Origin of the sequence: Psychromonas sp. (genome assembly GCF_047632955.1) — a bacterium.
Lineage (GTDB): Bacteria > Pseudomonadota > Gammaproteobacteria > Enterobacterales > Psychromonadaceae > Psychromonas.
Window position 1 is genome coordinate 13,511 of record NZ_JBLIED010000021.1, and the last position, 23,992, is coordinate 37,502.

Below are 23,992 nucleotides of genomic sequence, written 5' to 3' on the forward strand. Positions count from 1 at the left end.
GCGTTTGTGGCTCTGCCTTCTATGGCGCTTCGGGGCACAAAGCGAGATAGCTATATGAAAATTTTCATATGTTTTTGTCTCAATTTATGTTGTATCGAGCTGTATGAAAATATGTTTTTGATCCATTAATGTTTTATGTGCGTATGTATAAATGATAAAGAAATTCCGCAATCTAAAAGGTATTTTTATAGGGATTGTTAACAGCGCATATCATTTAATTATTAGGGCAGAGAATATGAAGTACGTTATTTTTTTTATCTTTAGTTTTTCCATTCAGGGTAAGGAGATTGTCATACTTCAAGACTTCAATTCATTAAAGTGGGGGAATAGGATAATTTTAGTCAATACAGTAAACAATAAAGACAGTATTATGAAAACATTTGAACAAAATGAAGATAATATTAATGAGCGTGATATTGTTTGGTTCGTAATACAAGACGACACTTTAGCAACAAACTTCAATGGCAATCTTACTGATGACTTTTTATCTAACACGGTTAAAAAATATAAAAGTAGCCAAGGAAAAATAACTTTAATCGGTAAAGACGGCGGTATAAAATCTAGTCGTGAAAGCCTGGATTTAGAGGCTATATTTTTAGAAATTGATGCGATGCCGATGCGTCAAATTGAGATGCAGAGTCAATAAGTTAAGATATTTTTCTTTCTGTCTAATCTAATACCTAAAAGGGCACATTCCGATTAGATTATATTAATTGATATACCTAAGACGTTGGACATATATGCTTGTTCACTGCACATTTTATTATTTTGTGTTTATTATTTTTAATAGGCTACTATCGTGACTTCATCTTTTTATCGCATTACTTTTATTGCTTCTTTTGCTCTTCTAATCGCCTGTAGTCAATCTACTACTGATCCTAACTATCAAGCCTCAAAATCTTTACCAAGTTATTCCCAAGACAATTTTCAACAGTACATTGATGAGACCAAGCTGTGGTTATCGCAACATCGAGTATTTAAAACAGATGATATTGAAAAAGAACTGCAAGCTAATATTCCTTTTGAATTAATTCCTGAAAACCCAAATGGTGACGCGGTTCTTTTAGTGCATGGTTTGGGAGATTCCCCATACTCTTTTATCGATGTTGCACGGCACTTAGTCTCACAAGGTTATCTTGTAAGAACGCTATTATTACCCGGGCATGGCAGTAAAGTGGGAGATCTAATGCTATCAACATTGGAAGATTGGCAAAATGTGGTGAGCCACCATATTGCTTTACTAAAGCCACAATCAAACAAACTCTGGCTTGGTGGTTACTCTACAGGTGCAAACTTAGTTACTTCAGAAGCATTAAATGACGACGACATAGAGGGACTATTACTATTTTCACCCGCCTTTAAACCGGGAAAAACCGCCGTGAAATGGGCAAGAGCTGCCAGTTATGTAATGACATGGGCAGACCAAGATCCTGAAACCAATTACATTCGCTATAATTCATTGCCAATGAACGGCGCTGCCGTTTATTACGATACCGCAAAAATAGTACAAAATGATTTAGAAGATACCACGTACAATAAACCCGTTTTTATGATGATAAGTGAAGGCGACAGTATCATTGATACTAAATTTCCCACCTCCGTATTCCAAAAAAAATTTACCAATCAAAATAATCAACTTATATGGCAAGGTGAGCTTGATTTATCTATTTCAAAAACCACCATATTCAGCATGGATCGTCCTGATTTAGGCATCGTTAATGGCTCTCACATGGGGTTGATGTTTTCACCTAATAATATCGAGTATGGTACCGAAGCCGCTATAATAATATGCAATAATGGGCAAACAAAAGAACAAGAAAATGCATGTGAACAAGGTGATGATATATGGTTTTCTTCTTACGGTATGATTGAAGAGGGAAAAATTTTTGCGCGCTTAACTTATAACCCTTATTTTGAACAAAGCATGGAAAAACTAGATACGGTGATGAAGAATGAACGCTAATATTTACATACTAGACTCCGATTTGGTGTTCTGAGACGCAAAGGGGCACAAACAATACGCCTTAGCATATTTGCTCGATTATCGGTTGGAATACCCAATTTATGTTGATTTCCTCTCAATAGAGAGTAATAGCAAAAAGCAAGATCTTACCCCATTCTCTTCTTAATGTTGATCTTCAAACTGTTATGGCTCGTATTGTCATTGTATAAATTAATGTCAATTCAATACTATCAAAGCTAGGGTGAATATTATGTCTAATATCTTATTGTCAGCAGTGTTACTGGTTATGTTGTGCGGTGGCGAATATGCTTATGCCAATATAGAAGTGAAGTTTTTGGAAGGAGCGCCAAAAGATAAATTTGTCTTTAAAAATACCAGTAAATGTAATTTACAAAATGTTGTTTTGAAAGTGGATCTTTCTAACAGTAAAGGCGGTTTGATATTTGATACAACTGCAACGGGTCAAGGCGTAGAAGTTTTTCAACCTTTTGAAGTAACAGAGGGAGACTTAGCCTTAACATCTTCAGGAAAAGTGAAAGATGGTGCTAAACACTTATCATTGAATGTTAAATCAATTAATGCAAAACAATCTGTCAGTTTTACCATTGATGTTGACGATACACTGGAGAGAAGTGAATTAGGTAATATCCGAGTGTCCGGTAATGAAATAACCGGTGCGACTGTCGACATAAAATTTGATAGTGAAGAACCAACTACGGTTGCATTTAATAACCAAGGTAAAGCACTTATATTGATGCCTCAATGCGATGCTTGAGGCTATGTACCTAGAGTATAATGCAGAGACATTAACCAGCCGCTGCCCAGCAGGTAAAGCGATGTGGCTTCGTGTCAAAAACATTGAAACCGCAGGTCGACAATATGTACGTTTCTTCGGTTACTTAAAAGACTGTCTAGTTTGCTCACTGCAAAAGTAATTTATGCATAAACCACCGAAGAAGCAGGGTCGGCAAGTACAATTTGAAATCAATAAAAGCAGTAAACCTATTACCTATACTGCTAAAATGCGGGTAAAAATAGATAGCAGTGCAGGTCGGCAGAAATACAGTAAACGACTTAGCGCCATTGAACCCGTATTTGGTAATATTAAGGTCAATAAAGGCATGAATAAATTCACACTGCGCGGTCAAGAGAAAGTAAATACCCAATGGCAGATGTATTGTCTTGTTCATAATATCGACAATAATTCCCTTTTTTTTCTTACTTAATTATTTTTTTGTGGATGTTAACAGAGCGGTTTGTAAGTCGCTATGGGGGCGTTTTCGCCCTAGCTTTCTAACTCGCAAAGGGGCACAAAGCGCCATAGAGCTTTTGCACTATTTATCTGTTGAGATCCCCCCATTGTTGCTTCGGTATAATACCTACAAATACAGATTCTTCCCGCCCATTCTTAAATTGTTTTACATCATCTCTTGAATAATACATCCAATCATATTGATTGAATGTATTGTCAAGCTTCCCCAGTTGCTGCACTGACTCCTTATTATCAATTCCATCCTCCAATACTACATTAGTCTGACTAAATATAGAGATTTGCACTATTTTACACGTTTAGCCACCAATGCAGCCGAAACTGTTTACGGTTAGTTTTATACTTCTAACTTCCTATGGCTCTCTTCATACCCTAATTATTGTCCAATAACGTCCTTGCCATTAGGATTGTCTTCCCCTTGGTTAGGGTGTCTACGCCTTTCATTTCAAGAGGACGGGGTTACCAGTTACACAGGACAAAAAAATGGTCCCCGAAGGGACCGTATATATTGAACAGCAGTTAATCTATTCGTTGGAATCGATACGGAATTTAAATGTAATGTTGTTTTCTTCTTCGAATGAGACCAAGACCTACTAGACTAAGGCTAAGTAAGGCTAAGCTTCCTGGCTCAGGAACACCCACTGGTGGCAAGCTTCCTGCATCAACTGATGCGTAACGAACTTGGCCACCAGCAACAAGATATTCACCTATACCATTACCCCAAAATGACACTTGATTAAAATAATCGGAATCATCAAACGCAGCGACAAAAATCTCAAATACATTACCACCAGTGGTCTGTGAAGGGAATAAACCATCAGTACTAGTATTAGCACTAGCGACTTGGATTGCAGCGCCTCCATCAAAAGAGATAAATAAGTCAGTTGTGGGAGCAGTACAACACGTCGCCCAGTCTCCAACCTCAAAACCAACCGAGTTTACCGCATCAGTAAATGTAAAGGTGAGACCGCTATTAAAATAATCCATGGGATCGGTACGTGGATTGCTACCACCACCGCTTGGATTAATGCCAATTGCTTGACCTGACAATGATCCATATGTCGTAACACTCCCTGAACCACCATCATTTTGAGTAATAACGTAATCGCCGCGATCAATACTAACCCCACTAGAGAGTCCACTCCAAACATCCGTTGTTACTATTGCACCAGCGGCTGTGACTGTTGTATCAAAAGAGGATTCACCCGCAGCTATACCATCAAAAACGGTCAGTATGGTCGCGTTTACATTTGTACTCAGTGCGAATGCACCTATCACTGTAAATATTTTTCCTATGTGCTTCATAATTTACTCCTTCTTGTACTCATTAAGTTATTTGTATGGCCAGACCGATGGAAATAATGAAAGTACTATGTTCGCAATGGTTAGGCCGTCTTTGAATAATATTTCTTGGCTTGCAGTATTTTATAATGCATATTTAATACCCAAATACACATACTTTTGATTTATAAAGAAAAAGAAAAATAAATATAAACAAAAGAGGAAAGGAAAACTGTGTGTGTTAATTAAATCGACATTTTCAATGTCCGTATTTAAGCGTAATGCACTGAAAATTATAGGATTAAATAATTAATAAACATCAAAAAAACTAAGAGGTTATGGTTTGTACAAAAAACGACACTAAAAATTAAATTCGAGAGAACGAGGGGGCTATCAATCTTTTTAGGTTAATCCAATATTGTAAATAAAATCGATATTAGAAGAGAAAAGATAGAAGAAGAATAGTGAAAAACATCTATGGCGATGTCCCAAACCTCCTAAATTAGTAAAAAATTTGCTCACTCATTCCCGAAAGCGAGCATAGTAGTGCCCAAGTAAATTTAGTCACTTATTTTCAGTATGTAAGTTGCTATGGGGGCGAAAGCGTCATAGTCTTACGCTTGGTATTGGGAGAAAGAGAGCGTAAATGGGATAGTCTGAACAGAGCAAAAGAGATAAGTCGTCTTGCCCCAAACCGAATTAGAAATAAATTCTAAAACACCTATTAACGCTCTGTTAACTGCGAAATATTACGAGCGTTAATTTAATTTTTTAGCTCTGTATTACTTAATCATTTGTTGATGCATGGCTTTAACTAAAGCAACCAGTGCATCTTTTGATAACTTATCAGCCTTTTCAACGGTCTCAGCCAGATTCTTTTTGTTAGCAACAATTGGCGTGAAGTCAATTACCGGCTTAAGTACCATTTTGATTAATTTCTTAGCCGTTTGCGGATCATTATTGGCAATAATCTCTAACACTTCAGCTTTCATTGCTGCATTTTTATCGAGCAGCAGCTTGGAGATATGCGTGAAACCAACTATTTCACATTGCTCTAATGTGCCAAATTTAGGCAACATACGCCAAGAAATCAGCGTATTAGGTGTCACCTCTTCAATATCTGTTGGACATTCAGCGATAACGTTTGACCATACCCAATCAAGAAAAGCTTCATCACTACAAAGGATCTCTCTTGCTTTGTTACATGCTTTACCAATTTTATACTTAGCTTCTTGCTTCTCTTCTGCTTTTGGCGCATTAAAGTCGATGTAATGTGTTGTATCTAAGTATTGTAGAATAGTTTCTTTTTGTTCTTTTAACGCTGAGCTCATTGAGTATACCTATTTTATAACACCTCATGATTGGGTGTATTGACGAATTAAACGCAGTGTATCTTACCAAAACAAAGAATCTAGAAATATAGACCGTTTGTTTGCATTAATTTCGTTGCCTGTGGAAATATCTACTCATAAAAAGTGATAAATAAGAAAGACAGATTTTTGAAAAAAACACTTAAGCCGTTGAATGTTAAGATTATAATGGTCAGTATCCACCTTGTTTGAGTGCCCTCTCACTTGCACTATTACAACTAAAACAAACTCAGGCCAAAGGCATTTTTAATACTGTTTAAAACCTGATTTGATTCTTGTTGTGATTTTTCACTGCCATTTCTAAGAATTTCGATTAATTGCGCTTTATCTGAAATAAATGATTTTCTACGCTCTCTAATCGGTTTTAGCGTCTCCTGCAAACATTCTTCGAGAATTTTTTTTAATGATCCATCACCTAAACCGCCCTGCTGGTATCGCGCCTTTAACTCACTAATATAAGCACTATCACAATGGAATGCATCCAAGTAGGTAAAAACAACATTACCTTCAATTTTACCGGGATCTTCAATTCGCAAATGGCTAGCGTCGGTATACATAGATTTTACTGCCTTAGAAATATCCCTTTCGCTTGAATCCAATAAAATACTGTTACCCATTGATTTAGACATTTTGCTTTTACCGTCCAAACTTGGCAACCGAGGCACTTTGCTTAACAAGGGTCGGCACTCAACTAAAATATCCGCTTGAGCGATATTATTTAGTTTTCTCACTATTTCATTAGTTTGTTCAATCATCGGTAATTGGTCATCACCACGGGAATAAGTGTTGCTCTGAATGCGGTTATATCGGCCGCCTGGCTAATAGGATAGGTTAAAAACCCTGCTGGTATTGAAGCGCCGAATGACTTACCTGCGATTTCACTTTTGACCGTTGGGTTTCTCTGTAATCGAGAGACGGAGACTAAATTTGAATAGTACATGGTCAATTCAGATAAAGCCGGTATTGCTGACTGCAAACAAATAGTGGTTTTTTGAGGATCAATACCAACTGCTAAGTAGTCAGCAACGACATTCAAAATATTGGATGATACTTTATGAGGATTGTGCCCATTGTCAGTCAGACCTTGTAAATCCGCGACTAAGATGGTCTGTTCGTACTGATGCTGTAAAGCAACCCTTTGTTGAAGTGAACCAACGAAGTGCCCGAGATGCAACTGCCCCGTTGCTCTATCACCGGTTAGTATTTTGTCTTTGTTAAGGGGAAGTGTTTGATTTTGCATTATATGACTCCTAATTTTACCATCGGAGACATAAGTTGCTTTATTCATAAACAGTCATCCGACGGCTTTGAATAAATGTGATTCAGCGTCGCTCTATAAAATAGAACGCCACCAAGAAATTGAGGTTAGTTGAAATGTATTGTTTGTCTGCATGACTGCAACTTATCATTCTATGAATGACGATTCAATAGGAATATCCACCAATGGATAGTAATCTAAGTTGTTTTTTTAAAAGCCAAAATTACGAAATGTATTCGTTATTAATTTCCTAGTGCGTTTACAGGTTATATCTAGGTAGCGAAGACTATTACGCTCGGTATTGGGAGTTTCAGAGCAAACCAAACACGATCGGAATCGGGAAAAAGCAAGCGTGATGATTTTACTAGCTGAGATGCTAATTTTTAATACTTGGTTTGATAAGCACAAAAATATAAAAATACTTAAGGGTTAATGATGAAAGTAAATGATATAAAAAAAATACAACTGATTATTACCGGTGGAACAATTGATTCTTACTATGACACGGATAAATGTACTACGATGCCGCATGAAAAAAGTGTACTGACTTCATTTCTAGAAAAGTACGCAAGAATGGGACATTCAAAAATAGTGACAACAGAAATCTGTATGAAAGACAGCCGTGATATTAACAACGAAGATATTGATAAAGTATTTACAGCGATAATGGAAAGCGAAAGTGATAGACACGTCGTTACTCATGGCAGTTTTACCATGTTTACAAGTGCACGTTATTTGCAGACATTGCTACCCAATAAGCATGGACAAGTTATTATTTTTACAGGCTCTATGATTCCGTTAGAAGGCTTTTCCCCAAATGATGCGGGGTTCAATCTTGGCTCAGCGACGATGGCAGCTCAGTGTTTAAAAGCGGGAATATATATTGCTTTTAACGGCCAGATATATGCTCCGGATGATATGGAAAACCTTCATTAATCAGTAATAATATATTGGCAGAACATTCGAGTGCCTAGTCTCTAATTCAGGTGGTTTTACCGCAGCCGCCAATCCATTGGAGCGACCAGGAGGTAACGTTATATTTATTACTGTTTATCGTTAATTTACTCTGCCAAAGCCTTGGACTCAACAGACACAATAGCAGTAAACCAGCGTAAAGTGGTGGCCAAATAAATTCGATAACAGTTTTTTTTGTATACGTGATGGGGAAGTTAGCTATTTTGCTTTTTGCTAGCTATTAGGAGAAAGCGGCCGTAAATTTTCAAGATTAAATTGAATCAGACAAACATCAAGGAGCCAATATATATTAAGTGAAGTTGCTTAATAAATAAAAAAGGCGAACCGCAAGGGGGCGCCTTTTTTTAGTCCGCATATCACAAGCAGAGCAGTCATTGTTTCGATTAAGCACAGTGACATTTCACAAGACAGCTCACTACGGCGCAATGCTCAGCACCATAAGGAACTATTATCCAAAACTAAAGCAGATCAAAACGATCGGCGTTCATCACTTTGGTCCATGCAGTTACAAAGTCTCGCACAAACTTTTCTTTGTTGTCATCCTGCGCATAAACTTCGGCATAGGCGCGTAGGATTGAATTAGAGCCAAAGACCAGATCAACACGTGTTGCTGTCCACTTGACCTTATCGGTCTTACGCTCGCGGATTTCATAGAGATTATTCCCGATCGGTTTCCAGGTGTAATTCATGTCCGTCAGGTTGACAAAAAAGTCGTTGCTGAGTGCACCTTCTTGATCGGTCAATACCCCGTGCTTAGTGCCACCATGGTTGGTGCCAATCACCCGCATACCGCCAATCAGTACGGTCATTTCATGCGCGGTCAGCCCCATTAATTGCGTACGGTCAAGCATCAGTTCTTCAGCGCTGACAATGTAGTCGTTCTTGAGCCAGTTACGATAGGCGTCATGAAGGGGTTCCAGTACGTCAAAAGAATCCACATCGGTCATCTCCGCGGTTGCATCTCCGCGTCCAGATGAAAACGGTACAGTCAGATCAAAGCCCGCCGCTTTTGCGGCCTGTTCAATACCAACATTTCCCGCCAGCACAATCACATCCGCAACACTTGCTTGACTTTCAGCCGCAATTTTTTCAAGCACTGCCAGTACTTTACTGAGACGCACAGGCTCGTTGCCTGGCCACTCTCTTTGCGGGGCGAGGCGAATACGTGCTCCGTTGGCACCACCGCGTTTGTCCGAACCACGGAAGGTTCTGGCGCTGTCCCATGCGGTAGTGACCATGTCGCTGAGACTCAGACCACTGGCGGATATTTTGTCTTTCAGCGCTTGAATATCATAATCAGTGGCGCCTGCGGGCACCGGATCTTGCCAGATGAGATTGTCTGACGGTACATCAGGACCGATATAACGGACCTTTGGCCCCATATCACGATGGGTCAGTTTGAACCATGCCCGCGCAAAAACCTCGGAGAAATATTCAAAGTCATTGTAGAAACGCTCGGAGATTTTTCTATATTCTGGATCCATCTTCATCGCCATGTCGGCATCGGTCATGATTGGATTGAAGCGAATCGAGGCGTCTTCAACATCCACCGGTTTGTCTTCTTCTTTAATATCAACCGGTTCCCATTGCCATGCGCCGGCCGGGCTCTTTTTCAGTTCCCACTGATAATTGAGTAATAGTTGGAAATAACCGTTATCCCACTGGGTAGGATGCGTTGTCCATGCGCCTTCAATACCACTGGAGACAGTATCGCGGCCAATGCCACGCGTGGTTTTATTTAACCAGCCAAAGCCCTGATCTTCAACGTCCGCACCTTCAGGTTCCGAGCCAAGCAGCGCGGCATCGCCATTACCATGACATTTACCCACGGTGTGACCACCCGCGGTGAGCGCGACGGTTTCCTCATCGTTCATGGCCATTCGCTCAAAGGTGACTCGAATGTCGTGAGCGGTCTTGAGCGGATCGGGATTGCCGTCGACACCTTCAGGGTTGACGTAGATAAGCCCCATCATTACGGAGGCGAGCGGGTTTTCCAGATCGCGTTTACCGGAATAGCGACTGCCTTCGCTGCCGCTGGGCGCAAGCCACTCTTTTTCTGCACCCCAATAGGTGTCCTTTTCCGGATGCCAGATATCTTCACGGCCAAAGGCAAAACCAAAGGTTTTTAAGCCCATGGATTCATAAGCCATAGTACCCGCATAGGCTATCAAATCAGCCCAGCTGAGCTTATTGCCGTATTTCTTTTTGATTGGCCAGAGCAGGCGCCGTGCCTTGTCCAGATTGACGTTGTCCGGCCAGGAGTTGATTGGTGCAAAGCGCTGATTGCCGGTGCCAGCCCCGCCTCGTCCGTCGGCGATACGATAAGTTCCTGCCGCGTGCCAGGACATACGGATCATCAGACCGCCGTAGTGTCCCCAGTCCGCCAGCCACCAGTCCTGGCTGTCGGTCATCAGTGCATGCATATCTTTCTTGAGCGCGGTCACGTCAAGCTTCTTGACGGTTTCCCGGTAGTTGAAGTCCGGCCCCATGGGATTGGTTTTGCTATCGTGTTGATGAAGAATATCGAGGTTCAGGGCCTTTGGCCACCATTCTATGTTCGACATGCTATTCTCTGTTGCACCGCCGTGCATCACTGGACATTTTCCGCCCGTATTTGTCGCATTTCCGTTCATATACATTTTTCCTCTTATAAGATGATAAATATAAATCTTTGTAAATAGCCTAACATGATCACTCAAAGTAACCACCTTCAGTCTTTTCAAAAAACAGCCGGTTACCAGATCACCTACGCATATCCGACTCTGTTAGCTTGTGTAAAACTGCTATTAATTTACAAGTGTATTACACCCGCTGACTTTTGCTGCGGCAATTTAAAAATACTTCAATGATAACGTTGCGGAGCAGATCGGCCATCCACCCGTTGTTATAACAGGTGTAAAATATAACGGTTATAACTGTGCTAAACCGTGGCTGTGCTCATAAAATAATAGGGTTTCAAAACTTTTCTCAGGTTAATAAGTCGATTTTTAACAAATCAATAAGTATCCAACAATTTTATTTTAAATCATCTAAGTGTTTAGAAAACTAAGAACTTACCATTATTCTGACACAGGGCTGACATCTATTAGTGTAGGTTATACCTATATTGTCTATAATTGTGCTCTTTATATATAAGCGCGCAGTTAAGCAGTGCACTGGCTTGGTCCCCTTTGACTGATTGTGCAAAAATCCAGTTTTTCTACCCCTCGTAAAGAGCCGAATATCCCGCTCAGTAACATTATTATCAATGCCAATTCACGGTTTTCAACATAGCGAATTAACGTTTGCTAATAATTCAACCTGTATGATACTGCGATACCCAGGTAGCTTTCGGGGAATAGGGGTTGTGCGGTTTCATCAAGCCATATTTAAAATTTATCTAAAATTGGGACTGACTCGATTTTCCTTATTCTCTGGTGCTTATTGGCGGATAATAACTTGGTGCCCTTTTCTACCGCATAAAGCTTTTGAGTCGTGCAGATAGCAACCTTAGCTTTGTCTGTTTTTTTAGGTTGAGTAATCAGCGCTGATAGCGGTTTGGTTTTTCCTGAGTATTTGTTTTCTTAAACCCTTAGATTCAAATAGTAAGTGGTTGGATTAATATTATTGGTATGGGGGGTTAATTGGGCGCTTACCTCGCCTTAAATAGTGCAAAATGTATGCTAAAAAGATCGAAAAATGGGGCCATGTTGGCACATGATCCCCGTTTATTTATCCTAACTAGAACGCTTCAACACGCGACTTAGTGCGCTTTAAAACTATTCAGATTCTACTTAATCCTCAGAATTGGGTTTTATCGACCATTTTCAACCATATTGGATTTGAAAAAGCTTTGTGTTCCTGGTTATCTTCTACGACTAAACTGACCCACCCTGATTTCTGTGGCACATCAAATACCACCGATGCCTTCTCGCCCGATAACGTCCGCTCACTGATCACACCATCATTGCCGATTAACTGCACCGACTTAAGCCCATTCACCGACAGCAGGTCAAAACTGATGGATTGTGGCTGATTTTCAGCCAGCTTGAGGGTGTCACCAAACATAACATTTTGTGGATATATTATCGGGCCAAACGATGCATAGGAGCGGCCATTTTTCATTGCTTGAGCAAAGGCTTCAGCATTTGGTTTACTCCCTGTATAGACAAACATACGGTTAAGACCGGTTGTTTGATTCCAGACATCATGGGTGTCAGAACCGGCAGTATAATAGTAAGGTAAGCCTTCCGACCATAGCTGACGGGCTTTCTCAACCGCCTTTTTATAGTCCACTGCCGAATTTATCTCGATCAGATCAATGCTCGAATCAAAGCCGCCGGGTGCCGTATTTTTGGCCAGACTGCTCAGATAACCATAGGGAATATAAGGATGGTTAGAAGCGACGACGGTTGCCCCCATACGTCGAGCATCTTTAAGGATGCTATGGATATCATCCACGCCGGGATCGACTGACAACTGCGCGCCAATCTCAATAGGGTATGCATTAAAATGCCCCCACGATGCTGAGATTTCTATCGATGGAATAAATGGCACGCCACGCTTATCCGATAGCGCTTTAATAGCAGCGTTGTTTTTTGTTGAGTCATGATCACTCACAAAAGTAACACTAAGACCCGCTGCCAGCTGTGAACGGACCAGATACTCGGGTGAGGTCGACCCTTCCAACACATCTGCATGATGATGCAGATCACCCGCGTACCAGCCTTGTTGTGTTGGATAGGTACTGACAGGGATTTCGCCGGCCAGGTTAGTTGTTTTATTGGGCACAATGCTGGCATCAAGCAATACAGGTTTAGCTAAAAAGTCATCACCAGAAGAAACTTTAAGCTGATAATCGCCGGGGGCCAATGTAAATGTGGCTTGTCCGACACTGTCTAACTCGGTGAAGAATGTTTTCGCACCAAAAAATTCAATCAGAGGTTTATTACCCTTTTCGATCTGAATTTTAGCGTCTAATGCAGACTTTTTCTGTGCATCCGTTACCTTAATATTGACTTTACCCGGGGCTAAAAGGTCAGCGAATGAAAGTGTTTGCGACTCATTCTTTTTGATACTGATGTCATGCTTTGTACTGTCTGAATAACCTTTACCCGCCGCATATACCTGGTAATCTCCCACCGGCAGATCAAGATTATACTGACCATTCTCACCTATTACCCAGATGTATGGCACGTCATCTTTAAGAACTACCACCGCCGGCTGATCGACAGATTTACCATTTTTAGTTTTTACGCTGCCCGTCAACGTTCCCGCCTGCAGATTTTTACGCTCAATTTCAGCCTTCACCACCGGCGAGAGGTCGCCACTGGCCAGCACCTGATAGTCACCTTCAAAGGACATTGACTGTGACTTTTTCAGGGTATGTTTTGCATATAGATCCCGTGATTTGTATTTCAGTTCTGTCATATACGGCGCATGCAATGCAATTGCCCAATCAGCGCCATAGCCAACAAAACGATCTGCTATTGGATTCTCAACCAGCGCTTCATCTTTATCCGCATAACCCGGCACGGCAAACTTATAACCACCATCCGGCCACAATGTATAACCGGATAACAGATCAGCGACTGCTTCACCTTCGTTGGTCATTGTAGTTTTAACGTGAATGAGATCAGACTCTGATGCCAGGCTATAAACAGTACTAATGACCATCTTACCAAAATCGCGAGTAATCTTAACTATCGCCTCATCCTTACTGTCTTTAATGATCTCAACATTTTGATAAGTATTCGGCCAGCTTGACCAGTTATTTGGAATAAAATCCGCAAAGGCGACTCGATCATTGCTTAAGGATCCGTCTTTTTTAACATTGGCAATATCAACAATACAACCACGCGCTACACCCCAAGGAGGCGCAGAGCCCACCGCTAATGAAAAGGCTAATTTATTATTCCTGACGGTTAAGTCTTGATCAGAAGTTGCGTTACCGGCGGGGATAATAGTCTTGCCCTGAGTAATACTGACAGCGGCATGGCTCTGCGCCGTGACAGCCAAGCCAGAAGCTAACATAACGGTACTAACAAGCAGGGTTTTACGAAATGATTTTATCAATACTGTTTACCTTACGCAGACACTGTAGCCTGCTTTTTATTTAAAGGTGAGTTTAATAAAAAGCAGGCTACAGTATCTTCGATAAAAGAGCAAAAAAGGCCCATTTTTTACTTTTCTCCAGAAAACAGATACAAATAGGGAAGTATCGGCAGCCTTCCCTCGCAAGGTGATAATTGAACAGAGTGACTAATTAATTGTTCCGTTAGCCGGTAGAGACAATCGGAAATAATGAATAAAGTGGATAGCAGCAATGGCAGATATCTTCACCCTCAGCTTCTATTTCGACTTCATTGGCATGTAAAACAAGATGCTGATTTTTAGGCATGATCGAATAGGCACTGGGCCTGATTGTCTCCCCTCCTCATATAAAAGCTTAATTTCGTAGCTGATGAAATTTACAATCCATTTAAAAATATTGGCTATCCGTACTTATTTGTCGCTAGGTGTTCTTTGCAACTACTTTTAGCACACTTTCCGCATTTGAATATCTTCTCAAGTAGTCAATAAAATCGACATTTGTTAATGGTTTGCTATACAGGTAGCCTTGCAGATACTGACAATTTGTAGACAGCATAAACGCCGCCTGCGCTGGTGTTTCTACACCTTCAGCAACAACACTCAGATCCAAGCTTTGAGCCATGGATAAAATTGCATTTACTAATGCGACATCTTCTGAAATTGTCGGCAAATTCATAATAAAAGAATGGTCAATTTTCAGGTAGCTGACCGGGAATTTTTTAAGATAACTCAGTGATGAATAACCCGTACCAAAGTCATCGATTGATAACTGGACACCCAGGCGACGAATTGCCTGCAGTTGATTCAGTGTTCTGTCATTGTCAGAAAAAAGCAGACTTTCAGTAATTTCCAAAATAAGTCTTTCTGCGGGCAGGCCCGATTCCAGTAAAACCACTTTCACTAATTCTGGAATATTTTGACTTTGAAACTGGCGGCTGGATAAATTAACGGCAACACTGGGTGGTTTTTTGTGAACTATTGACCAGGTCATCGCTTCCCTGCAGGCTTCACGCAAAACCCATTCGCCAATCGGTACAATAAGGCCAATCTCTTCAGCAAGCGGTATGAATTCACCGGGAGGTACCATCCCCTTTTCAGTATGCTGCCAGCGAATCAAAGCTTCGGCGCTATCAACACAGCCTGTTTCAGTATTAATAACAGGCTGATAATTAAGATGAAAGTCTCCGTTATCCAATGCGATGTGCAATGCTTCTTCTAACTCTTTCCGGCGCATCGCCTCATCATCCATTTCCTGAACAAAGAACTGGAACTGATTTCGGCCTTTTTTCTTAGCTCTATACATAGCACTGTCGGCTTTGCGCATAAGATTAACAGTATTATTACCATCATCAGGAAAAATGGTGATTCCTATGCTGGCCGAAACGAATGAATCTCGTCCTTCAAAATGATAAGGTTGCGCGAGATTTTTCAAAATTTTATTGGCAATAACTTCAATATCATAGGTGCTGTTGTTTTCAGGCAGTAAAATGGCAAACTCATCACCACCTAATCTGGCTACCGTATCGGATTTACGCATCTGGCTGATAAGTCGTTGAGATGCTTCTTGAAGCAGTTTATCCCCGACCAGATGACCCAAGGTATCGTTAACATGTTTAAAACCATCAAGATCAAGATACAATAAAGCAACGCGCGTGCGCTTCCTTTGAGCAATGTCTAATGCATGGGGAAAACGGTCATAAAACAGATTCCGATTAACTAATCCGGTCAAAGCATCAAAATTTCCCTGATGCCAAATGCGAGCTTCGTTTTGTTTGCGGTGAGTAATATCGACGAGGGTGACCGGAACACTTTGAAAACCCTCTGTAGTTTGAGGTATCTGAAAAGAGATAATACAGTTAATTTCGTTGCCGTCTAAGGTGTTATATATTGCTTCCGACCTGAACACCGTCTTTTTTCCCCAAATAGCATGCAGCCCTTTGGTGAAGACATCAATGGCATTTTCGCCAAAAGTCTCACTGATTCGGCCAAAAAAATCCTCCCGGCTTTTTGCAGCAAATAACCTCAGAGTCACTTCGTTGACCTCCAGTACTTTAACCATGCCGGCCAACTCCCAAGCCAGCTGCTGGTTGTTTAACAAATATTGCTCAAGATCTGTGACACCTTCCTGGCGGAGCTTATTGAGTGTATAGAAGACTTTCGAAAAATCTTCGTTCCAGATAGAGACCTCGGAATTATCAAAAAGACGCTTAAAATTTTCTTCACTTTTGCGCAACGCAGCGTAGGGAGTTTTCAGATTAGAAACAATAATGGCATTGAAAATCAGCCAGAAGGAAAACAGTTTAAAAATATGGCCGAGCAAATTTGAAATGCTATGGATGTTTATATAATAGGTAAATAAAAGCTCAGCACAGATGGTCATTGCAATCGAAGCAATAAGCAGTTTTCTCTCTCTTGCACAGATACCGTCTTTTATATAAAGCAGAGAAATCAGCGCCGATGCCAAAATAAAAACGATCAGATATTCGCTGTATACTTTAAAATGGGTAATGCCTTGCCCTTCGATAAATCCCGTGGGGAAGTTCCCTGACAAAATCAAGGCTGACAGAGCAACAGCCAGAGCGCCAAAAATACCGATCAGTAAATATCCATTTTGCTTTTTCATTGCAACAAAGGGAGCTGCAAACAGCAACAAGGCTTCCATATATCGGGCCGCAATCCAAAACTGCACGGTCAGATTGCCGCTTCCTTCTACAAAAACAGTCATCCCCTTAAAGACAAGGGTATGCATTAGATCTAAATAGCCAATCCATAAATAACCACAGGCAAGAAAAACCATAAAGTTGTTTTTAGTAAACTCTCTGGTGGACCATGCAAGGGTAAACATAACAAATGAAATAATGATGGTAAATAGTTCAATGAAGGTATGGAATGCAAGAAAACTGTACTGAGCAACAATAATCAGCAAAAGAGCTATTGCAGTTGGAATTGTCCATAGCCGCCATTGCATAAGTGGATTAATAAGCTTTTCCGGATCAGTCAATTTAGCCTCTATTAATTATTGGGATTTTTATTGTGCCGTTAAAAATAACCAGTATCAGCGTATTTTCCTTATTAAAAAGAGCCTCATTTTAGCAGGGTATTATGTCATTATCTTTACCTTAAGCCTCTAATTTTAAAGAGATGCATCAGAATCAGATCTTGGTCAGACATATTTACTCATTGAGCAAGCCATTTCCCCGTCAGAAAAGGACTTTAGCGCAACCACAGCTGAGTGAGTTAGCGAATAATTTCAGCGCGCCGGCAGTACAGTCATACTTATTCTATAACAGTTAAATAAAAGAGTAACTGGCCATTTACCGGATGCGTCAATTATCTATTATAAACAATCTGTTATAGCTGATAGCAGACGATATTATGAAAAATAACGGTTGCAGATATTGCTTGATAGCCGTGAGCTTGATCACTAAAAAATCGCATACTTTCACCACTATTCAACAGATGCCATTCACCATCAGAATAGATGCTTAATTGACCTTCTAATACGTGTATATGCTCAATCACCCCTGCCCCATGGGGAGATGACATCTGTTTATGATGTCCGGTCAAAGTAATTTCAAACACCTCTAAACCCGCATCAGCCTTAAAAGGAAATAACGTTTTAATCTTCATGTCAGGATCATTGGGAAAGATCGTTTCACTAGAGCATAACTGTGGCTCGTCAGCAAAAAAGGCGGAGAAAGAGGTTTCTAAACCACTGGAAATTTTCCACAGTGTAGAAATAGTTGGGCTAGACTCTTCGCGCTCTATCTGCCCTAACATCGCTTTAGACACACCTGTCGCCTTAGCTGCGGCATCCAAGCTGAGCTTTTTTTTATTGCGCAGGGACTTCAAATGCTTCGCTATATGCGATTTAAAAATCAATTGATTCATTACTCTTCCTTTGTTGTGCGCTATAACGCACAATGATACACTCGGCTTCGTGCGTAATAACGCACAACTATATCACTTGTCTATGGAGCGGTAAATGCTAAAAAAAACATTCAACATCAGTCACTTATTTTCTGGCTTTAGTGCAGTTTTGGTCGGCTACAGCAGCTCTGTTTTTATTATAATTCAGGCTGCCACCTCGGCTGGTGCATCAGCGGCGCAAATTGGCAGTTGGCTGCTTACCCTTGGTATCGCAACGGGGCTTGCCACTATTCTTTTTTCGTGGTTTTATAAGGCGCCCATTTTAACCGCATGGTCAACGCCCGGGGCTGTGATCTTAGTCACTGGAGCGACTCAATACGGGTTAGCGGTGGTTATTGGCGCTTTTGTTGTCTCGGCAATCTTAATTATATTAACCGGGCTTATCACGCCATTAAGCCGAATGTTAGAAAGGATACCTGCTCAATTGGCGACGGCAATGCTGGGCGCTATTCTTCTGCCATTTTGCCTGAAAGCCTTTATTCCGTTGATGGATAACCCGCTCATCTTCTTCAGTATGTTTGTCAGCTTTTTTACCGGTAAACGTTATTTTCCTCGTTATTCAATGGTGTTATTACTGACGACCGGCATTATCTGCGCAATCATGACGGGTGCATTTACGGATCAAGAAATTATACTCTCCGTTGCACAGCCATCATGGGTAACGCCGGAGTTTGATCTGCGGGCAATGATTAATCTGAGTATTCCACTCTATGTGATCACTATGCTCTCACAGAATTTACCGGGTATTGTAATGATCAGAAGTTATCAATACGAGACACCCGTCAAGCCGCTCTTAATAGGGACAGGATTAGCCAATTTATTAGCCGCACCATTCGGCGGTTTTAGCGTCAACCTCGCTGCAATTTCAGCGGCCATCTGTATGAATGAAGAAGCAGACCCCGATAAAACGGTGCGCTACCGGGCGGCAATATGGGCGGGCATTTTTTATCTTATAGCGGGTGTTTTTGCAACAACCTTAGTGGATATCTTCCTGTTTTTGCCCGCTGGAATTACAGACATATTAGCAGGGCTTGCTTTGTTAGGCACTTTGCAAATGTGCCTGCAGACGGCTTTTGAAAAAGAAAATTTCCGCGAATCAGCTTTGCTTACTTTTCTTCTGACCATGTCAGGCGCCACGCTCTTAGGTATTGGTTCGACACTGTGGGGGCTGTTAGCCGGATTAATACATATTCAGTTAACTAAAAACACTCAAAAAATTAAGATAACGGCTAAAAAAGCCAAGACGATTCAAAGCATAGAGTGAGTACTTCTACTTAATATTTATTCCGCTGCCTGCAAAAAGAAGCGCAAAGAGATCTCTATTAGAAAGCCGATTTTAAGTTAATAGTCTTCATAAATAACCTTGGATCGGCAATTTTATCCAGCATTGAACTGTCCGGTAAACAGTCATCATCGACATAGTCGGCATAATCACCCGCTGAATCAAAAACTAAAATATCAAAAGCCAGCCTATCCTGCCCGTACAGCCCGCGGTGGATCATATCCGCTGAAAAAACCAACAAGTCGCCCGCAGCTAATGCTATTTTCTTACCGGTGGAGAGACTTTCACTGCTCAGTCTTTGGTTTTCTTCCTGCCGAACATCAAATTCTTCGGCATTATCCCAGCGTTTATGCGAACCCGGTACGAGCTCCATTCCCGGTTCATCAAATAAAGGCACACGAAGATGTAATACCTGAGTAGCATGAATCACTTTCTTTTGCTCTTCGATATCAAAGTCATATTGGCAGTCTCGATGCCAAAAATCTTTTTGCTGAGGATTCACCGGATCAAAGAATAATTGAGTATTCATAAAAGCGGGATCAGCGGCGATAACCGACTCGACAATATTCATTATTTTTTTTGAACTGATAAAATTAAAAAGTGCCACCCGGTCATCAAACCCTAAATACTGACTGCCGGTGATTAAAGAAGAATTAAAGGCCTCTTCCCGATAGAAAACTTCGTTGTCATCTTTCCATGCTTGATGAAATTTTAATATGACTTTTCTAAGCGATGATATTTCAGCCGCATTAAAATAATTTCTAATGACAAAATAACCTTGTTGATCATAATAACTATTCAATTGACTTAAACTCTCTACCATTACTCTTGCCTTCACTTATTTAATCGAAAGGTTGTACAACACCCTTTATTTAACACCTGTTTTTTGCCCGTCGTATGATAGCCGGAAAGTAATATTAATGACATTAAAGAGCGAATCAATCTTAGCCGTTAAAGTATTGGTTAAAAAAATCTCAATTCAAATCGATGGTTAATCATTAACTTGCTTGTTGATATAACAAGCAAGCTCGCGGATCCCCTGCTCACGTTCGACTTCTGTTTTTTCACTAAAGTTAAGGCGCATGCAATGGCGGTATTTCCCGGTTGCAGAAAACAAGGTGCCGGGGGCAATGCTGACGTTGCCCTCTTTGCACTGTGAGGCTAATTTTACCGCATCGTATTGCTTATTTAACTCAACCCACAAAATATACCCTCCCTGCGGAAAACTGATTCGCGTGTCTTTAGGAAAGTATTGTTTAATACACTTTATAAGATGGTCGCGCCCTTGTTTGTAAAGCAGCCGCACTTTACGCGTATGGCGATTATATCCGCCCGACTGAATAAAATCGGCTATCGCTAACTGCGGCAATGTCGGGCACATCGAGCTACTGACATATTTAACGTGAGTCACTTTATCGCGATAACGCCCCGGTGCAATCCAGCCGACGCGCATACCGGGAGCAACGGTTTTAGAAAATGAGCTGCATAATAAAACCCGACCATCTTCATCAAATGATTTAATGGTTTTAGGGCGCGGTGATTGATAACTGATGTCACCGTAAATATCATCTTCAATAATGCAGATATCGTAGCTTTGTGCTAATTGATAAAGACGTTTTTTGTCCGGTTCAGGCATGCTGTAACCCATCGGGTTATTTGCAGTAGGCGTCACCAAAATGGCTTTAATGGGCCATTGTTCAAGTGCCAATTCTAATGCTTCTAGACTTAATCCATTTTCGGCATTGGTTGGAATCTCTATGGCTTTTAAATTAGCGGTTTTGATGGCCTGCATTGAGCCATAAAAACTCGGTGATTCAACGGCGACAATATCACCGGGCAGAGTCACCGAGCGTAAACAAACGGATAATGCTTCCTGGCAGCCGGAGGTGATAACCAGATCATCTGGGTGTAATACACAGCCGGAATTGGTCGCTAACTTGGCAATTTGTTCACGTAATACCTGCGCACCTGCGATATTGCCATAGGGCAAACTGAGTGCAACTTGGTGGCGCATTAACGAAGACATTTTTTTTAATAATGGATTTAAGCTTGGCATGCCCATATTAGGCATTGCATGTTGTAATTGAACCGTGGATACGTCTTCTTTCGCGAGCAGTACCTGCAAGACATCCTGCCACTGTGAAACCTCAATAGGGCGTTGCGCGGGTCGGGATGTGACCGGCAAGACAGGGACAGGGGTGGTAAAAGCCACAAAATAGCCAGATTTTGGGCGTGCGTCAATTAACCCCTCCATCTCAAGCTGGTGATAGGCTTGCTGCACCGTTGAAATACTGACCTTATGCGCGGCAACCAGCTGACGAATAGAGGGCAGTTTATCCCCTGCCACATACAACCCAGCGTGGATATTTTCACGTAAAACATTAGCAACCTTGTCGTATAGCTTCATATTTTAATTACCCTGTATTGTCTGTTATTGCATACTATCGAAAAAATCTCATAGTTTGCCATACAGATGAGTCTTAAATACACCATACAGGCTTTTATTTGAACAACCTGTATCGATAAAATGTATTTTTTTGAATCTGTATTGATATTTTCATTTATTTAGAATAGTGATTCAGGACTTATCAGAGGATCGTTATTATGAATATCAAGAGTAGAGTAAGGCGTTTAAGCAGCCGTTATCAGACCCGACAGCAGCTGCGTTGTTTACCGGATCATCTTTTAAAGGATATTGGCAAAACCAGACAAGATGTAACCAAGGAGCTAAATAAAAACACTTTGATCGGTGTTATTGCTCGGTTTTTACAACCTGTTAGAAAAGGAGCTTGATATGGAACTCTCCCTGTTATTGGCCATTTCGCTGTTTGCTTTTGTTATGTCGGTAACACCCGGACCGAATAATATAATGTTACTGGCATCCGGTGCACAATTTGGCTATCAAAAAACACTGCCTCATATTTTTGGTGTTTTAATCGGCATCGCCAGTTTGCTGGCGTCGGTATTATTGGGTTTTGGCGTGATCTTTGAGCTCTACCCTGCTCTTTACGATTTACTCAAAGTGCAGGGCTCTTTGTATCTCTTTTGGCTTGCCTGGAAAATAGCGACTGCCTCTATTGAACCGCCAGCAGTTAATGCTTCTCAAAGTAGCTCTGAGCGAAATAAAACCAAACCCATGACCCTATTTCGTGCCGTGACCTTTCAATTTGTAAACCCTAAAGCATGGGCGATGACCATTGGCAGCATCAGTAGTTTTACTCTTGCGGGCGAAGGTTATATTGAATCAGGTTTATGGATAATGCTGTGTTTTGCGATCACCGGTTTTATCGCGATCAGTTTATGGGCTTATCTTGGCGTGAACATCGCGCAACGATTGACGACCACAAAACGTAAAAAAGCCTTTAACTATACGATGGGCGTCATGACTATCGGGACGCTGTTTTTTATACTAAATTAAAGGTTGCCACGCAAAACGTGGCAACCTTTAAAGCTAACAAAAACAGCTAATTAAAGCAGAGTTAAAACATAAACATTTATTAAAACTGAACCATCAACTTGCCTTTGTTTTCACCCGTAGCGAATAAGTTCAGGCCTTCAATAGCTGACTCTAAACCTTGTAATAGATGCGCGCGGTGTTTAATTTGTCCAGCCATTACATAAGGTGTTAATTTTTCTAACAATTGCGGCACTTGATGAAAGTGATCCGGCATAGTAAAACCTTGAATGTTGATACGACGTTTAATAATATTTAACCAGCTTGGACCTAAATCAGGCACCTCGGCATCATAAGCTGAAATTAAGCCACAGACGACAACGCGGCCATGTGCATTAATACGATCAAAGATGAAATGCTGGATTGGACCGCCGGTATTTTCAAAGAATAAATCAATGCCGTCTGGCGCCGCTTTTGCCAGTTGCGCGTCTAAATCATCGCTTTTGTAATTGATTGCGGCATCAAAACCAAGTTCATTGACTATCCAGTCTGCTTTTTCCTGGTTTCCGACCACTCCAATCACCCGCAGACCTTCAGCTTTAGCAAGTTGTCCAACGATTGAACCAACTGAACCGGCAGCACCTGTGACAATAAGTGTTTCACCTTTTTTAGGTTTGCCGACGTTAAATAAACCTTGTACCGCGGTTAAACCGGGTAATGCAAATACCGATAAAACCGTTTCATTTGGTAATGGAGCGGTTACTTTATTTAACCCTTTACCATCACTTAAAAAATACTCCTGCCAGCCCATCATGCCCATCACCCGATCACCCACTTCAAAATCAGGATGGTTACTGATCGTGACTTCACCGATACCGGAACTGCGCATCACCTCACCCAGTGCAACGGGCGGAATATAACTGTTGGTATCAGCGCTCATCCAACCAAACATGGCCGGATCCAGTGACATATGCTGCTGTTTTACCAGAAACTGCCCTGCGCCAACGGTCGGAATGGTTTTTTTAACAACCTCAAACAATGATGAGTCAATAGGGCCACCAGCAGGACGTTTGATTAAATTAATTGCAGTAAATGTTGTCATGGTTATATTCCTTTTAGAAGATGCAGTTGTTAACTGATAGTGTCATTATGGCCGCTTAAAAGCGTGAGATATATACCCTAATTTGTCTTTCATTA

18 protein-coding genes and 1 pseudogene are annotated in these 23,992 nt (G+C 41.1%); 8 read left to right on the forward strand and 11 right to left on the reverse strand.

Translation table 11 applies throughout. The features are described 5' to 3' along the window. The first annotated feature begins 235 nt into the window (after positions 1-235). The 4 genes from ACJAZP_RS12855 (at position 236) to ACJAZP_RS12870 (ending at position 3,189) form a co-directional block, all read left to right on the forward strand. Positions 236-646, forward strand: coding sequence for a DUF4174 domain-containing protein (locus ACJAZP_RS12855; protein WP_415231139.1), 411 nt, complete (start codon positions 236-238; stop codon positions 644-646). 153 nt (positions 647-799) lie between these two features. Next, positions 800-1,963: an alpha/beta hydrolase gene (locus tag ACJAZP_RS12860; RefSeq protein ID WP_415231140.1), complete on the forward strand. Its 1,164-nt coding sequence runs from the start codon at positions 800-802 to the stop codon at positions 1,961-1,963. 250 nt (positions 1,964-2,213) lie between these two features. After that, positions 2,214-2,738 (forward strand): hypothetical protein, encoded by a 525-nt coding sequence (locus tag ACJAZP_RS12865; protein ID WP_415231141.1) that lies wholly within the window; start codon positions 2,214-2,216, stop codon positions 2,736-2,738. Between the two features lie 163 nt (positions 2,739-2,901). Further along, complete coding sequence (locus ACJAZP_RS12870) at positions 2,902-3,189, forward strand: transposase (RefSeq protein WP_415231142.1); 288 nt, start codon at positions 2,902-2,904, stop codon at positions 3,187-3,189. A 593-nt stretch (positions 3,190-3,782) separates the two neighbouring features. Here the strand turns inward: ACJAZP_RS12870 and ACJAZP_RS12875 are convergent. From ACJAZP_RS12875 to trpS, 3 genes and pseudogenes are all read right to left on the reverse strand, one after another. Beyond that, positions 3,783-4,538, reverse strand: a complete 756-nt coding sequence (locus ACJAZP_RS12875) for a PEP-CTERM sorting domain-containing protein (RefSeq protein ID WP_415231143.1) — start codon at positions 4,536-4,538, stop codon at positions 3,783-3,785. 758 nt (positions 4,539-5,296) lie between these two features. Beyond that, the gene (locus ACJAZP_RS12880; RefSeq protein WP_415231144.1) at positions 5,297-5,845 is read right to left on the reverse strand and encodes a hypothetical protein; all 549 of its coding nucleotides are present in this window, start codon (positions 5,843-5,845) and stop codon (positions 5,297-5,299) included. 257 nt (positions 5,846-6,102) lie between these two features. Beyond that, positions 6,103-7,124: pseudogene (trpS, locus tag ACJAZP_RS12885) on the reverse strand (tryptophan--tRNA ligase). Between the two features lie 453 nt (positions 7,125-7,577). Between trpS and ACJAZP_RS12890 the strand changes: the two are divergent. Then, entirely contained in the window at positions 7,578-8,078 is a 501-nt protein-coding gene (locus ACJAZP_RS12890) for an asparaginase domain-containing protein (RefSeq protein WP_415231145.1), read from the forward strand. 497 nt (positions 8,079-8,575) lie between these two features. Here ACJAZP_RS12890 and katG read toward each other — a convergent pair whose 3' ends face one another. The 5 genes from katG to ACJAZP_RS12915 form a co-directional block, all read right to left on the reverse strand. Continuing rightward, the gene (katG, locus tag ACJAZP_RS12895) at positions 8,576-10,750 is read right to left on the reverse strand and encodes a catalase/peroxidase HPI (RefSeq protein ID WP_415231146.1); all 2,175 of its coding nucleotides are present in this window, start codon (positions 10,748-10,750) and stop codon (positions 8,576-8,578) included. A 1,147-nt stretch (positions 10,751-11,897) separates the two neighbouring features. Beyond that, the gene (locus tag ACJAZP_RS12900; RefSeq protein ID WP_415231184.1) at positions 11,898-14,129 is read right to left on the reverse strand and encodes a CehA/McbA family metallohydrolase; all 2,232 of its coding nucleotides are present in this window, start codon (positions 14,127-14,129) and stop codon (positions 11,898-11,900) included. Positions 14,130-14,373: 244 nt separating this feature from the next. Then, positions 14,374-14,496, reverse strand: a complete 123-nt coding sequence (locus tag ACJAZP_RS12905; protein ID WP_415231147.1) for a hypothetical protein — start codon at positions 14,494-14,496, stop codon at positions 14,374-14,376. Positions 14,497-14,610: 114 nt separating this feature from the next. Further along, on the reverse strand, positions 14,611-17,190 hold the full coding sequence (locus ACJAZP_RS12910) for an EAL domain-containing protein (protein ID WP_415231148.1): 2,580 nt from the start codon (positions 17,188-17,190) through the stop codon (positions 14,611-14,613). A 350-nt stretch (positions 17,191-17,540) separates the two neighbouring features. Beyond that, positions 17,541-18,080, reverse strand: a complete 540-nt coding sequence (locus tag ACJAZP_RS12915) for a helix-turn-helix domain-containing protein (RefSeq protein WP_415231149.1) — start codon at positions 18,078-18,080, stop codon at positions 17,541-17,543. Between the two features lie 94 nt (positions 18,081-18,174). Here ACJAZP_RS12915 and ACJAZP_RS12920 point away from each other — a divergent pair, with 94 nt between their 5' ends. Continuing rightward, complete coding sequence (locus ACJAZP_RS12920; RefSeq protein WP_415231150.1) at positions 18,175-19,383, forward strand: benzoate/H(+) symporter BenE family transporter; 1,209 nt, start codon at positions 18,175-18,177, stop codon at positions 19,381-19,383. A gap of 58 nt (positions 19,384-19,441) precedes the next feature. Here ACJAZP_RS12920 and ACJAZP_RS12925 read toward each other — a convergent pair whose 3' ends face one another. Together ACJAZP_RS12925 and ACJAZP_RS12930 are read right to left on the reverse strand one after the other, a co-directional pair. Then, positions 19,442-20,224 carry a phytanoyl-CoA dioxygenase family protein gene (locus tag ACJAZP_RS12925; protein ID WP_415231151.1) on the reverse strand — a complete coding sequence of 261 codons (783 nt, stop codon included), beginning with the start codon at positions 20,222-20,224 and terminating at the stop codon, positions 19,442-19,444. Positions 20,225-20,392: 168 nt separating this feature from the next. Beyond that, positions 20,393-21,808 carry a PLP-dependent aminotransferase family protein gene (locus ACJAZP_RS12930; RefSeq protein WP_415231152.1) on the reverse strand — a complete coding sequence of 472 codons (1,416 nt, stop codon included), beginning with the start codon at positions 21,806-21,808 and terminating at the stop codon, positions 20,393-20,395. Positions 21,809-22,005: 197 nt separating this feature from the next. Between ACJAZP_RS12930 and ACJAZP_RS12935 the strand changes: the two genes are divergently transcribed. Both ACJAZP_RS12935 and ACJAZP_RS12940 read left to right on the forward strand, forming a co-directional pair. Then, the gene (locus tag ACJAZP_RS12935) at positions 22,006-22,194 is read left to right on the forward strand and encodes a DUF1127 domain-containing protein (protein ID WP_415231153.1); all 189 of its coding nucleotides are present in this window, start codon (positions 22,006-22,008) and stop codon (positions 22,192-22,194) included. A gap of 1 nt (position 22,195) precedes the next feature. Then, positions 22,196-22,819, forward strand: a complete 624-nt coding sequence (locus tag ACJAZP_RS12940) for a LysE family translocator (RefSeq protein WP_415231154.1) — start codon at positions 22,196-22,198, stop codon at positions 22,817-22,819. A 79-nt stretch (positions 22,820-22,898) separates the two neighbouring features. Here the strand turns inward: ACJAZP_RS12940 and ACJAZP_RS12945 are convergent, their stop codons facing one another. Further along, entirely contained in the window at positions 22,899-23,897 is a 999-nt protein-coding gene (locus ACJAZP_RS12945; protein ID WP_415231155.1) for an NADP-dependent oxidoreductase, read from the reverse strand. Between the last annotated feature and the right edge of the window lie 95 nt (positions 23,898-23,992).

What these genes read in the sequence shown, in the direction of transcription:
- ACJAZP_RS12880 (WP_415231144.1), bottom strand. Translation starts at nt 5,845, where the DNA reads ATGAGCTCAGCGTTAAAAGAACAAAAAGAAACTATTCTACAATACTTA.
- ACJAZP_RS12890 (WP_415231145.1), top strand. Translation starts at nt 7,578, where the DNA reads ATGAAAGTAAATGATATAAAAAAAATACAACTGATTATTACCGGTGGA.
- ACJAZP_RS12930 (WP_415231152.1), bottom strand. Translation starts at nt 21,808, where the DNA reads ATGAAGCTATACGACAAGGTTGCTAATGTTTTACGTGAAAATATCCAC.
- ACJAZP_RS12865 (WP_415231141.1), top strand. Translation starts at nt 2,214, where the DNA reads ATGTCTAATATCTTATTGTCAGCAGTGTTACTGGTTATGTTGTGCGGT.
- ACJAZP_RS12915 (WP_415231149.1), bottom strand. Translation starts at nt 18,080, where the DNA reads ATGAATCAATTGATTTTTAAATCGCATATAGCGAAGCATTTGAAGTCC.
- ACJAZP_RS12855 (WP_415231139.1), top strand. Translation starts at nt 236, where the DNA reads ATGAAGTACGTTATTTTTTTTATCTTTAGTTTTTCCATTCAGGGTAAG.
- ACJAZP_RS12905 (WP_415231147.1), bottom strand. Translation starts at nt 14,496, where the DNA reads ATGCCTAAAAATCAGCATCTTGTTTTACATGCCAATGAAGTCGAAATA.
- ACJAZP_RS12940 (WP_415231154.1), top strand. Translation starts at nt 22,196, where the DNA reads ATGGAACTCTCCCTGTTATTGGCCATTTCGCTGTTTGCTTTTGTTATG.
- ACJAZP_RS12920 (WP_415231150.1), top strand. Translation starts at nt 18,175, where the DNA reads ATGCTAAAAAAAACATTCAACATCAGTCACTTATTTTCTGGCTTTAGT.
- ACJAZP_RS12870 (WP_415231142.1), top strand. Translation starts at nt 2,902, where the DNA reads ATGCATAAACCACCGAAGAAGCAGGGTCGGCAAGTACAATTTGAAATC.
- ACJAZP_RS12945 (WP_415231155.1), bottom strand. Translation starts at nt 23,897, where the DNA reads ATGACAACATTTACTGCAATTAATTTAATCAAACGTCCTGCTGGTGGC.
- ACJAZP_RS12935 (WP_415231153.1), top strand. Translation starts at nt 22,006, where the DNA reads ATGAATATCAAGAGTAGAGTAAGGCGTTTAAGCAGCCGTTATCAGACC.
- ACJAZP_RS12875 (WP_415231143.1), bottom strand. Translation starts at nt 4,538, where the DNA reads ATGAAGCACATAGGAAAAATATTTACAGTGATAGGTGCATTCGCACTG.
- ACJAZP_RS12925 (WP_415231151.1), bottom strand. Translation starts at nt 20,224, where the DNA reads ATGGTAGAGAGTTTAAGTCAATTGAATAGTTATTATGATCAACAAGGT.
- ACJAZP_RS12900 (WP_415231184.1), bottom strand. Translation starts at nt 14,129, where the DNA reads ATGTTAGCTTCTGGCTTGGCTGTCACGGCGCAGAGCCATGCCGCTGTC.
- katG (WP_415231146.1), bottom strand. Translation starts at nt 10,750, where the DNA reads ATGAACGGAAATGCGACAAATACGGGCGGAAAATGTCCAGTGATGCAC.